Below are 12,770 nucleotides of genomic sequence, written 5' to 3'. Positions count from 1 at the left end.
GTGTCGCTTCCTCGGTGGATCGGCGTGGGTCAGCCGGTCCTGGCGGCGGCCGGGGCCCTGTGCCTCAACGATCTCCGTTTGAGGGCTGGTCCTGTCATCGTGCGTCCGTTCGAAGAGTGTGGCGACTTAGGCGGGCCGCCACTCCCGCTACGACGGGTCGGGGATCGGCGCTATCTCAGCGCGGCACGCTTCGCCCGCGCAGAGACGGAACCGCTCGAGGGTCAGCAGCAGCGCCAGCTGGGTGCGGAGGTATCGCGGGTCGAGATGGGCCGAACTCATCTGCCAGGGATCCTCGACGAGGTCGTACAGCTCGCGTTCGCCGGTGACGTACTCGACGTACAGGTATCGCTCCGTGCGGACCGCTTGGTAGGGAAGGACCGCGTTGCCGAGCGGGATGTCCCCCAAGGGCCCGGGGAGCGCCACCGAATGGGAAGCGGGCAGCGGGATCTGCTGGAGGAAGAACTCCAGGAGCGAGCCCACCGGCATGAACGACTCGATCACGAGCGGCCGCAGCGTCCGGCGCTGCGGTTCGGCCGCGAAAGGCAGCAGGGAACGGCCGTCCATCGCGAGGCCCGCTGTGGCATCGGCGACTTCCACGATGGTCGGCGCCAGGTCGATGTTGGCGACGAACTCCTCGATCACGGTTCCGGCCGGGATCCCCGGCCCGCGCATCAACAGCGGAACGCGCGAGCCCGACTCGTACGCGAGGATCTTCTCGTCCGGCGTCCGATGCTCCCCGTGGAAATAGCCGTTGTCGGAGGTGAAGATCACGTAGGTCTCGTCGAGGATCCCCTCCGCCTCGAGCGCGGCGACGATCGCCTCCACGGCCTCGTCGACCGCGAGCAGCGACTCGAGCTCGTTGCGGTACCGATCGTCGATCTCCTCGATCGCCGGCTGGTCGAGCGAGGGCTTCACCTGCATGAACAGCGGCTTGTCGCTCATGTCTTGCTCGTTGAAGTTGGGCGCTTGTGGGAACGTCTCGCCCGAGAAGACGCCCTTGTGCCGCGGTGCCGGGCGCGGGCCGCTCTGCTCGGCCAGGATCGTGACCTCCCGGTGCGGCGCGAGCGTCGCGAACGACAGGAAGAACGGTTCGCCATCGTCCGCCGCGCGCCCGACGGCGTCGACGGCCTTCGCCGCGAGCACGTCGGTCTGGTAGAAGGCCGGGTCCTCGTCCTCGATCGAGCCGTAGGTGTGGAGCGCTCCGTTCTCGTTGATCGTGTAGCCCCACATCCGGTACGTGGAGGGGTCGACCGTCCCGTACCACTCCGTCCATCCGGCGGGGATCTCCAACGGATCCTCTTCGCCGTAGCCGTTGAGGAACTTGCCGACGTGGATCGTCCGGTAGCCGGCCTCCTGCAGCCACACCGGCAGAGAATTCTGGTGGTCGAACGCCTCGTACCCACCGGTCGGCGGCTCGTTCTCGAGCACGCCGTGATTGTGCGCGTATTGGCCGGTGAGGAAGGTCGCGCGCGACGGGCAGCAGATCGGGAACGAGACGAGCGAGTTCTCGAACGTCACACCGGCGTCGCCGATCAGTGCGCGCGTGGCGTCCATGACACGCATCTGCTCGAGCGTCTGATCGTCGGTCATGATCACGACGACGTTGGGCCGCGCCGGTTGTTGAGCGCGTCCGGGCGAGACGGTGAGCGCGATCGAAGCCGCGGTCAGAACAGCCCAGCGACGTGCGCCTCGTCTCACCACTGCACCCCCACCGATCCCGCGAGGAACCTCGAGAACGTCTTCAGCAGATCCGGGCCGATCACCTGCTTGCCGAACCCGAACCGTCACGGGTCAGGCTGGATGAAAGGTCTCTCCCATCCACCGAGATTCCCGTTCTTGAAGGCCTCAGAGGCCGATGTTAGTCTGCGGCCCCTCCGGAAACCGTCTCCGTTGGGTTCATCCTTCCCGACCCTCGGTTTCGTCGTGCCTCGAGTATGGCCCGGAGTCTTCCCCAGGTGTTTTCCACATATGTGGATACGGCCTGTGGAAATCGGAGGGCTCATGAGCGAGACCGCGGAAGCGCTCTGGGCGAGCGCGCTCCAGCGTTTGCGGTCGAGCTCCATGTCCCCCGGCGCGAAACCCTGGATCGAGGGCACGCGCCCGGTACGCCTCCGCGGCAACACGATCGTGCTCGCGGCGCCGTCGGCGTTCGCGAAGGAGTGGCTCGAGAGCCGCTATGCGACGTTGCTGACCGACGCGCTCGGTGAAGCTGCCGGCCGGCACCTCGATCTGGAAGTCCTGGTGGACGCCAAGGGGGCCGCTCCCGACCCGGCCCCCGTCGCCGTGATGGATCCGCCGGCTCCGCTCAGCCCGACGGTCGAGCGACCGAGCGCTCGCCCGCCGTCGGCTTCCTCGCCGTTGAGCCCGAAGTACACGTTCGACTCGTTCGTGATCGGTCCGTCCAACCGTTTCGCCCACGCCGCAGCGCTCGCCGTCGCGGAGCAACCGGCTCGTAGTTACAACCCCCTCTTCGTCTACGGCGGCGCAGGTCTCGGAAAGACGCACCTGCTCCACGCGGTGGGACATCACGTCCGCCGCCTCTATCCGTCTGCGGTCGTCCGCTATGTCTCGAGCGAACAATTCATGAACGAGTTCATCATGGGCGTGCGCGAAGAGAAGATGCAGGCCTTCCGCCAGCGCTACCGTGAGGCAGATCTTCTTCTCGTCGATGACATCCAGTTCCTCGCTCGAGGGGAGCAGACCCAAGAAGAGTTCTTCCACACGTTCAACGCGCTCTACAACGACGGCCGCCAGATCGTGATCTCCTCCGACCGGGCGCCCGCGCAGATCGCGAGCCTCGAAGATCGCTTACGGAGCCGATTCGAGTGGGGGCTGATCACGGACGTCCAGCCTCCAGATCTCGAAACGCGGGTCGTGATCTTGCAGAAAAAGGCCGCTGGTGAAGGGTTCAACGTCCCCAACGACGTCTTAGAGTTCATCGCGCAGCGCGTGCAGAACAACATCCGAGAGCTGGAGGGGCGGCTGATCCGCGTCGTGTCCTACGCGTCGCTGTCCAGCGTTCCCGTAACCCTGGCACTCGCGCAGGACGTGCTTCGGCCGCTGCTACCCTCGGAGGGCACCGGCGATATCCCCGTCGAGGCGATCATCAAGGAAACGACTTCGTACTTTTCCGTCACGCGTGAGGAGCTCGTCGGACCATCGCGGTCTCGGCCGCTCGTTACCGCGCGTCAAGTCGCGATGTATCTCTGCCGTGAGCTGACGCCGTTGTCGCTACCAAAGATCGGTGAGGCGTTCGGTGGACGCGACCACACGACCGTGATGCACGCAGAGTCGAAGATCAAGAAACACATGGGGGAACGTGAGGCCATTTATTCACAGGTCCAGGAGCTGACGGCCCGGATCCGGCGTCGCGCAACGGGAGCGACCCATGGGTAGCCCAGTTGCGCACACGCGTCGTCCCCAGGATTTCGCCCGGTTCACCCTGGTCGACGCGGTCGTCCACATCATCCACACGCCCTACTACTTCTTCGACCCTAGTTTTATGAAGATCAATGTCATAGGCACCCCGTACGATCTGTGGAGGAGGACAACGTGAAGATCAGGATCGAGCGGGACGCGTTCGCGGAAGCCAGTTCTTGGGTGCTGCGTTCGGTTGGTACACGGGCAACCCTCCCGGTTCTCGGCGGTGTGCTTGTCGTCGCCGAGGACGATGGGATCCGATTGGCAGGGACCGATCTCGAGGTCGGCGCCGAGGCGAAGGTCGACGGCGGGATCGACGGCAAGGGTCGCGTGGTCCTTCCCGGCAGGGTGTTGGGCGAGATCGCGCGCACGCTGCCACCCGGTACCGTCCGGGTCGAGGCCGACGGCGGGCAGGCCCGGATCACGTGCGGTTCGGCGGAGTTCACGCTGCGAACCCTGCCGACCGAGGATTTCCCCGCGCTCGCCGGGCCAAGCGACGCCCCCGGTGGAACGGTGCCGGCCGGGGAGTTCGCGCTGGCGGTCGGACAAGTTACGAAGGCCGCCTCGCGTGACGAGGCGCGCCCGATCCTGACCGGCGTCCTGATCGAGTCTGAGGGGGCCAAGATCACCTTCGCCGCGACGGACAGCTATCGCCTCGCGATCCGCGAGATCGCATGGAAGGGCCCTCAGGAGAGTCTGAAGCGCGTCGTTCCGGCGCGCGCGTTGTCCGAGGCGGCGCGCGCCGCCGAAGGTGAGGGCGACGTGACGCTGTCGCTCGGAGAGACCCAGGTCTCGGTGCAGGGAAACGACCGTCGTCTGACGACGCGCTTGATCGAAGGCGAATTCCCGAACTGGCGGCAACTCGTCCCCGAAGATCAGCCGAACCATCTGACGGTCGATCGTGAGGCGTTCCTCGAGTCGGTGCGACGGGTCGGCATCCTGGCGCAGCAGGGAACGCCGTTGCGACTCGAGCTTGGACCGGCGGGTGTCCGGCTCACCTCAGGGACCCAAGACGTGGGCGAAGCTGCAGATCTGGTCGAGGGGAAGTACGAAGGCGAGCCGCTGGCGATCGCGTTCAACCCAACGTACCTGTCCGACGGCGTGCAAGCTATCGAGGGAAGCGAGGTCGTGCTCTCGTGCCGGGACGGACTCAAGCCGGCGGTGTTGCGGTCGCCCGAGGGCGGGTCGTTCCTCTACCTGCTCATGCCGGTTCGCATCTCATAGCGGAAACCCGTTCGGGGTTGCGGCTCACAAACCTGGAACTCGCCGGCTTCCGATGCTGGGAGGCGCTGACGCTCGCCTTCCCACGAGAGCACGTTGCTCTGGTCGGGCCGAATGCATCCGGCAAAACGTCGATCCTCGAAGCGATCTGGTACGTCGCTTCGCTCGGCTCTCATCGGACCTCCGCTGACGCGGTTCTTGTTCGATCCGGGCAGACGTCTGCGATCGTCCGCGCCTCGGTGGAGCACGAAGGCCGGGACGACCTCGTGGAGCTCGAGATCGTCACCCAGGGCCGCGCACGGGCGAAGTTAGGCGGTGCGTCGGTGCCGCGCCGGCGGGACGTTCTTGGAGCGTTGCGAGCGTCGATCTTCGCACCGGAGCGCGTTTCGGTCGTGCGCGGAGACCCCGGTGAGCGCCGGCGGTTCGCCGACGAACTGCTCATCCAGCTGCACCCGCGCTATCACGCAGTGATCCGTGAGTACGAACGCGCGCTGCGACAACGGAACGCCCTCTTGCGCGAATCCGATGGACGTGTTCCCGCGGGCCTGGACGCTTGGGACGAGGCGCTCGCCGGACCCGGCGGAGAATTGTGCGCGGGCCGCGCCGAGGCTCTCATCGCGCTGTCGCCGGCCGCGAGCGAGGCGTTCGCCGCGGTCGGTGGGTCCAGCCGGCTCCACGTTGCATACGCGCCGAACGTAGCTACGCCGGATGATCCGACACCGGTGGCCTGGACATCAGCGATCCGGCGCCGCCTCGAGGAGCGTCGCAACGACGAAGTGATACGGAAGACGACCCTGGCCGGTCCCCACCGCGACGACCTCGAGATCGCGATCGACGGGCTTCCGGCCCGCAGCCACGCCAGCCAAGGGGAAGCCTGGCTGGCCACTCTGGCCCTGGTTCTCGGCGCTCACGCTGCGATCGCGAACAGGGTCGGCGAAATGCCCGTACTGCTTCTGGACGACGCGTTCGGGCTCCTCGATCCCGACCGGCGGGATCGACTGGAGGCCGCCCTCCCGCCCGGGGCACAGGTGATAGCTACATGTTCTGATATCAAGGAGTTGCCAACTTCACTGCGCTGGGAAGTAATGAGAGTTAGCGTTCAGGGCGTGAGCCCCCATGCGTGAACGCGGCCCCCGTGGCCGAGAGCGTGAAGGGAGTGATCCGGCGCCGGTGTCGGAAGCTGTTAAACAGCTGATCACCCAGCGGGGCTGGGAAGAACAGATGGCCCTCGGGCGTCTCAAGGCGCGATGGGCCGAGGTCGTTGGGGATCAGGTCGCCGCCCGGAGCGAGCCGGTCCGGCTCGAGAGCGGTCGCCTTACGATCCGCGTGGAAGGCGGTGCCTGGGCCGCCGAGCTTGCCCTTCTGGGGTCCTCGCTCGCGTCGACGGCTGCGCACTTCCTCGGCCCGGGCCACGTCCGGGAAGTGGCCGTGGTGGCGGGGTCCGTCAACCGCCGCTGAGGGCCCGGGTCCACTGCCCCGCGAGGCCCGCGAAACGCTCGCCCGTCGAGACCCGGAAAAAGCGCCTTTCTGGGCCGTTGAGGCACCGAAAAACCGCCTCTGACGTGCTATAATCGTGTCTGAGCGTCCTCGACTAAGACCCGGTCCGGCGCGCCATGCTTCCGGACCGGACGCGAGCCCCAGAACCGCCCTTCCCACGGTGGGCTGGCTGTGTGGAAAAAGGGCGCCGGAACAGGGTCCGGGCGGGGTCTCTCCGGGGGGGTTGAGCCTCTGGAACGCGGTTGATTCGAGCCAGGAGCGCGGGTTGGCGAAAGCGGTCGAAGAGCAATACGGCAGCCAGCACATCAAGGTCCTCGAAGGGCTGCAGGCCGTCCGAAAGCGTCCCGGGATGTACATCGGGTCCACGGGGCCGCGAGGTCTGCATCACCTCGTCTATGAGGTCGTCGACAACTCGATCGACGAGGCCCTCGCCGGGCGCTGCTCCAAGATCGTGGCCGTGGTCAATGCAGACAACAGTGTGACGGTCACCGACGACGGCGCCGGCATCCCGGTCGCGCCGATCCCGGGTCGTAAGGATCGCCGGCCCGCGGTCGAGGTGGTCCTCACTACTCTGCACGCCGGTGGGAAGTTCGAGGGCAAAGGCTACACCGTGTCCGGTGGATTGCACGGCGTCGGCGTTTCTGTCGTCAACGCGCTCTCGAAGCGACTGGATGTCGAGGTGTATCGCGACAGCCACGAGTGGCGTCAGTCGTACGAGCGCGGCAAGCCGGTCACGAAGCTCACCAAGGGCAAGCCCACAAAGAAGACGGGAACGAAGCTCACCTTCTGGCCCGACCCAGTCATCTTCGACGAACTCGAGTTCAAGACCGACATCCTCGCTCAGCGGCTGAAGGAGCTCGCGTACTTGACGAAGGGCGTGCAGATCGTCCTTCGCGACGAGCGCCCGACCCCGCCGGAAGAAGAGAACTTCCGCTTCACCGGCGGCATCGCCGACTTCGTCAAGGCGCTCAACACCGGCCGCGAGACCCTCAACCGCGTCATCTACTTCGAGCAGGCGGAGGAGGGGCGCGAGGTCGACATCGCGATGCAGTGGAACACCGGCTACACCGATTCCATCAACACATTCGCGAACACGATCAACACGCACGAGGGCGGCACCCACGAGGAGGGCTTCAAGAAGGCCGTCACCAACGTGGTGAACCGCTACGCGCGCGCGAAGATCCTTCTGAAGGAGAAGGAAGAGAACCTTCAGGGCGAGGACATCCGCGAAGGGCTCACCGGCATCGTGTCGGTGAAGCTTCGCGACCCCCAGTTCGAAGGTCAGACCAAGACGAAGCTCGGGAACACAGAGATCCGCGCGTTCGTCGAGAAGGCGGTCAACGCGCGGCTCGCGGAGTGGTTCGAGGAGCACCCCACTGAAGGGCGTCGGATCGTCGCGAAGGGCATACAGGCGGCGCGCGCGCGACTGGCGGCGAAGAAGGCACGCGACATCGCGCGCAAGAGCGCGTTCGACGCCGGCGGCCTTCCGGGCAAACTCGCCGACTGCTCGTCGACCGATAACAACTCGACCGAGGTGTTCATCGTCGAGGGGGACTCGGCCGGCGGCAGCGCCAAGCAGGCGCGCAACCGGGAGTTCCAGGCGATCCTGCCGATCCGCGGCAAGATCCTGAACGTGGAGAAGGCGCGGCTCCACAAGATCCTCGAGAACGCGGAGATCCAGGCGCTCATCAGCGCGGTGGGGACCGGGATCGGGGACGACGCCGACATCGAGAAGCGTCGCTACGGCAAGGTCATCATGTTGACCGACGCCGACGTGGACGGCGCCCACATCCGCACGCTGCTGCTGACCTTCTTCTTCCGGCACATGCGCACGGTCGTCGAGCAGGGCTACATGTATATCGCGCAGCCGCCCCTGTATTCGATCCGGTTCGGTGCGAACGAGGTCCACTACGTGTTCAGCGACAAGGAACGCGATGCGATACTCAAGGCGAACAACGGCAAGAAGGCACAGATCGGCCGGTTCAAAGGCCTCGGCGAGATGCCGGCCGAGGAACTGTGGCAGACCACGATGAACCCCGAAACGCGCAACCTCTTGCAAGTAACGCTCGAGGACGCGGCGCTCGCCGACCAGATCTTCGTGACGCTGATGGGCGAGGACGTCGAGGGCCGCCGCGAGTTCATCCAGAAGAACGCCAAGGACGCATTCGTCGACATCTGATATGGCAGACACCCCGCTCGAACGCCGCATCGAACCTATAGACATCGAGGAGGAGGTCAAGCGCTCCTACCTCGATTACGCGATGTCCGTCATCGTGGGGCGCGCGCTTCCCGACGCGAAGGACGGACTGAAACCGGTCCACCGGCGGATCCTGTGGGGCATGCAAGAGGAAGGCGCCCGGCCGGGGACGCCGTACAAGAAGTCCGCGCGCCTCGTCGGTAGTGTGATGGGTAAGTACCACCCGCACGGCGACACGGCGATCTACGACGCTCTGGCGCGCATGGCCCAGGACTTCGCGATGCGCCACCCGCTCGTCGACGGAAAGGGAAACTTCGGCTCGGTCGACGGTGACGCGCCGGCTTCGATGCGGTACACGGAAGCCCGCCTCGCGCCGCTGGCGATGGAGCTTCTGTCGGGGATCGACGAGGAGACCGTCGACTTCATCGCCAACTACGACGGCGAGGAGCAAGAGCCCGTCGTCGTGCCGGCGCGCTTCCCGAACCTGCTCGTCAACGGCTCGACCGGGATCGCGGTCGGAATGGCGACGAACATCCCGCCCCACAACCTGGGCGAGGTGATCGACGCGGTGATCGACGCGATCGACGAGCCCGATATCACGCCCGCCGGGCTGATGAAGCACGTCAAGGGTCCCGACTTCCCAGGCGGCGGAATCATCATGGGCTGGCAGGGGATAAAGGACGCGTACGAGACCGGGCGCGGCTCGATCAAGGTCCGCGCGAAGGCCACGATCGAGGAATCGAAGGCAGGGAAGACGCAGATCGTCGTCACCGAGCTCCCGTACATGGTCTCCGGCGACCGCGTGCTGGCGAAGGTGGCGGAGCTCGTCGACAAGAAGGTCATCGTCGGCATCACGCCGAGCGCGAAAGCCGTGCGCAACGAATCCAACCGGCAGGGCCTGCGCCTGGTGATCGAGCTGAAGCGCGACGCGATCCCGCAGGTCGTGCTCAACAACCTCTTCAAGCACACGCAATTGCAAGATTCGTTCGGCGTGAACATGCTCGCGCTCGTCGACGGTGTGCCGCGGACCCTGAACCTGGCGCAGGCGATCAAGGTTTACATCGCCCATCAGGTCGACGTCGTCACGCGGCGCACGCGCTACCGCCTGCGGAAGGCGGAGGAGCGGGCGCACATCCTCGAGGGCTTGCTCGTCGCCTTGAAGAACCTGGACGCGGTCATCAAGCTGATCCGGGCGTCGAAGGACGCCGACGAAGCCCGCACCGGCCTGATGAAGAAGTTCAAGCTGACGGAGGTCCAGGCGACCGCCATCCTCGACATGCAGCTGCGCCGGCTGGCCGCGCTCGAGCGCCAGAAGATCGAGGATGAGCACAAGGAGCTGATGGCGAAGATCAAGGAGTACAAGGCGATCCTCGCCGACCCCGCGAAGGTGCGGAAGATCGTCAAGGACGAGCTGCTCGCGATCAAGGAGAAGTTCGCCAGCCCGCGCCGCACCGACATCCGCGCCGACGAGGCCGACATCAACGTCGAGGACCTCATCGCCGACGACGAGGTCGTGCTGACCGTAACGCGGTCGGGCTACATAAAGCGCGTCCCTGCGAACGTCTACCGCACGCAGGGCCGCGGCGGGAAGGGCATCCGCGGGGCCAAACCCAAGGAAGGCGACATCGTCGAGCACCTCCTGACGACGACGAATCACGCGTACGTGCTGTTCTTCTCGAGCCGGGGGAAGGTGTACCGGATCAAGGCCCACGAGATCCCCGAGAAGGATCGCACCGCTCGCGGCATCTCGATCCGCAATCTGCTGCCGTTCAGCGGCGAGGATTCGCTGGCGGCCGTGATCGACACGCGTGACTACGAGACGCACAAGTTCCTCGTGATCGCGACGAGGAAGGGGATCATCAAGAAGACGAATTTCTCGGCCTACGACTCGTCGCGGCGCGACGGCATCATCGCGGTGAAGCTGCGGCCCGACGACGAGGTCGTTTCGGTCAAGGCCACATCCGGCGAGGACGAGCTGATCCTCGTGTCGCGCAAGGCGCAGGCCGTGGTGTTCACCGAGACCGAAGTGCGTCCCATGGGCCGCGACGCGTCGGGCGTGATCGGGATCCGTCTCGGCCTCGAAGACGAGGTCGTCGCGTTCGACGTGGTGGATCCCAACGGCGAGCTGCTCGTCGTGACCGACAACGGGTTCGGAAAGCGCACGCTGCTCACCCAGTACCCACGTCATCACCGCGGCGGCAAGGGCGTGCAGACGGCGAAGCTCACCTCCCGCCGCGGAACCATCGCGGGCGCCGCGGTCGTGCGGCCGGGACACGAGGTCTTCCTGATCTCCTCCGGCGGCGTCGTCATCAAGATCGCGGCGAAGGACATCTCTCGCATGGGTCGTGGCACCCAAGGCGTGCGCGTGATGCGTCTCGGGCAGGGCGAGACGGTCTCGGGGATCGCTCGCGTGGTCGCCGACGAGGAGGCCGGGGTCGAGGCCTAGGCCCCGCGCATGCCGCGTGGCCTACCGGATCCTCGAGCACACCGCCGACATCGGTATAGAAGCGACCGCCCCCGACATCCCGAGCCTCTTCTCCGAAGCCGTCCGGGCAACCGCTTCGGTCGTCCTCGACGGAGAGCCGCCACCGGCCTTCGATCGCGTCGCGGTGTCGGGGGAGGCCGGCGACCTCGCCGCGCTGCTCGCCGATGTGCTGCAGGAAGCCCTGTGGCGTTTCGAGGCGCAGGGCTGGCTACCGGTCGACGCTGAGCTCGAAGTGTCGGGAACGACCGCCGCGGGAACGTTTGGTGTCGTGAACAACGTTACGGTCGGCGGACCGGCGATCAAAGCCGTTACCTACCACCAGCTGCTCGTCGAGCGGACCGGCGAGGGCTGGCGCGCTCAGGTCTACTTCGACGTGTGATGAAGACGCGCAGCGTCGGACCGTTCGAATGGGAAGTGCCGATCGGCGAGGTCGCCGGTATGCGCGTGCCGGGCCGGGTGTTCGCGGACGACGCCGGGATCGCCAAGGCGCGCGACGACCGTGCGCTGGAGCAGGTGGCCAACGTCGCGACGCTCCCCGGGATCGTTCGAGCCTCCTACGCGATGCCGGACATCCACTGGGGATACGGCTTCCCGGTAGGCGGCGTCGCCGCCACCGACGTGGAGGCCGGCGGTGTGATCTCGCCCGGCGGGGTCGGGTTCGACATCTGCTGCGGCGTGCGCCTGCTCCGCAGCGACCTGTCGCTCGCCGATGTGAAGGACGTCTTGGCGGAGTTGAGCGTCCGGCTCGGACGGCGGATCCCGCGCGGCGTCGGCACGAAGGGGATCCTTCGTCTCGACCGGCGAGAGCTGCGCGGCGTGCTCACAGAGGGCGCGGCCTGGCCGCTCGGGCGAGGGCTCGGCTGGGAGTCGGACCTCGAGCGTTGCGAGGACAACGGCCGGCTCGCCGGCGCGGATGCGGACGCCGTGTCCGATCGCGCGTACGAGCGCGGCGCCCCGCAGTGCGGCTCGCTCGGCGCAGGGAACCACTTCCTCGAGGTCCAGGTCGTCGATCTGATCGCCGACGCCGGGGCGGCGGAGGCGTTCGAGCTCGCGAAGGGGACGGTCTGCGTGATGATCCATTCGGGATCGCGCGGCGTCGGGCATCAGATCTGCACCGACCAGCTCAAGATCTTCGACGTGCTCATGCGACGAACGGGCATCGAAGTGCCCGACCGCCAGCTCGCGTGCGGACCGGTTGCCGCTCCCGAAGCCGAGCGCTACCTTGGCGCCATGGCGGCCGCCGCCAACTTCGCTCGTGCCAACCGGCATGCGCTCGCGCACGAGGTTCGCGAAACGTTCGAGGAAGTGGTCGGGCGCAGCGCCGAGTCGATGGGGATGCGCCTCGTGTACGACGTGGCGCACAACCTCGCCAAGATCGAGCGCCACGAGGTAAACGGTCGCGAGCGCGACCTGTGCGTCCACCGGAAGGGTGCCACGCGGGCGTTCGGGCCGGGTCATCCGGAGCTGATCGACCGATACAAGGCGGTGGGCCAGCCGGTCATCGTGCCCGGCTCGATGGGGACGAGCTCTTGGGTGCTCGTCGGTACGACCGAGGGGCGTGAAAAGGCGTTCTGGTCCACCTGTCACGGCGCAGGACGCGCCATGAGCCGCACGCAGGCCAAGAAGCGGATGGGAGGCGACCAGGTACGGCGCGACCTGGAGGAGCAAGGCATCCTGGTCAACGCCACGCATCCCGGCCTGCTGGCGGAGGAAGCCCCCTACGCGTATAAGGACGTAACATCGGTCGTCGACACCTGCGAAGGAGCGGGATTATCCAAGAAAGTGGCTCGGCTCCGCCCACTGGCGGTCATCAAGGGGTAGCCACGGCCACCCCGGCTCGCGGCTATTCGCACGGCTGGCGCCGAGCCCGGCTCGTCCTCCGCAAGATCGATCCGTGGTCGGTGCTGAAGTTCTCGCTCCTGTTCTACTTCTGCCTGCTGCTGATCATGC

The 12,770-nt window shown here is 66.5% G+C and carries 10 protein-coding genes; 9 read left to right on the top strand and 1 reads right to left on the bottom strand.

Annotated elements, in window-relative coordinates; genetic code table 11:
- Positions 1–147 precede the first annotated feature (147 nt).
- Positions 148–1,698, bottom strand: a complete 1,551-nt coding sequence (locus tag WEB06_16715; protein ID MEX2557258.1) for a sulfatase — start codon at positions 1,696–1,698, stop codon at positions 148–150.
- A gap of 303 nt (positions 1,699–2,001) precedes the next feature.
- Between WEB06_16715 and dnaA the strand changes: the two genes are divergently transcribed.
- The 9 genes from dnaA (at position 2,002) to WEB06_16670 (ending at position 12,641) form a co-directional block, all read left to right on the top strand.
- Positions 2,002–3,396: a chromosomal replication initiator protein DnaA gene (dnaA, locus tag WEB06_16710; GenBank protein MEX2557257.1), complete on the top strand. Its 1,395-nt coding sequence runs from the start codon at positions 2,002–2,004 to the stop codon at positions 3,394–3,396.
- The gene (locus WEB06_16705; protein MEX2557256.1) at positions 3,389–3,556 is read left to right on the top strand and encodes a hypothetical protein; all 168 of its coding nucleotides are present in this window, start codon (positions 3,389–3,391) and stop codon (positions 3,554–3,556) included. The genes dnaA and WEB06_16705 overlap by 8 nt, the downstream gene beginning before the upstream one ends.
- Entirely contained in the window at positions 3,553–4,644 is a 1,092-nt protein-coding gene (dnaN, locus tag WEB06_16700) for a DNA polymerase III subunit beta (protein ID MEX2557255.1), read from the top strand. Before WEB06_16705 ends, dnaN begins: the two co-directional genes overlap by 4 nt.
- Before the next feature lie 17 nt (positions 4,645–4,661).
- Positions 4,662–5,765, top strand: coding sequence for a DNA replication/repair protein RecF (locus WEB06_16695; protein MEX2557254.1), 1,104 nt, complete (start codon positions 4,662–4,664; stop codon positions 5,763–5,765).
- A gap of 46 nt (positions 5,766–5,811) precedes the next feature.
- On the top strand, positions 5,812–6,099 hold the full coding sequence (locus WEB06_16690) for a DUF721 domain-containing protein (GenBank protein MEX2557253.1): 288 nt from the start codon (positions 5,812–5,814) through the stop codon (positions 6,097–6,099).
- Between the two features lie 304 nt (positions 6,100–6,403).
- Positions 6,404–8,317: a DNA topoisomerase (ATP-hydrolyzing) subunit B gene (gyrB, locus tag WEB06_16685; GenBank protein ID MEX2557252.1), complete on the top strand. Its 1,914-nt coding sequence runs from the start codon at positions 6,404–6,406 to the stop codon at positions 8,315–8,317.
- A 1-nt stretch (position 8,318) separates the two neighbouring features.
- On the top strand, positions 8,319–10,781 hold the full coding sequence (gene gyrA / locus WEB06_16680) for a DNA gyrase subunit A (GenBank protein MEX2557251.1): 2,463 nt from the start codon (positions 8,319–8,321) through the stop codon (positions 10,779–10,781).
- Between the two features lie 16 nt (positions 10,782–10,797).
- The gene (locus tag WEB06_16675) at positions 10,798–11,199 is read left to right on the top strand and encodes an archease (GenBank protein MEX2557250.1); all 402 of its coding nucleotides are present in this window, start codon (positions 10,798–10,800) and stop codon (positions 11,197–11,199) included.
- On the top strand, positions 11,199–12,641 hold the full coding sequence (locus WEB06_16670; GenBank protein ID MEX2557249.1) for an RtcB family protein: 1,443 nt from the start codon (positions 11,199–11,201) through the stop codon (positions 12,639–12,641). Before WEB06_16675 ends, WEB06_16670 begins: the two co-directional genes overlap by 1 nt.
- Positions 12,642–12,770 lie beyond the last annotated feature (129 nt).

The sequence above is a fragment of the Actinomycetota bacterium genome (assembly GCA_040905475.1).
Lineage (GTDB): Bacteria > Actinomycetota > AC-67 > AC-67 > AC-67 > DATFGK01.
This window is presented reverse-complemented; position numbering and strand designations above follow the sequence as displayed.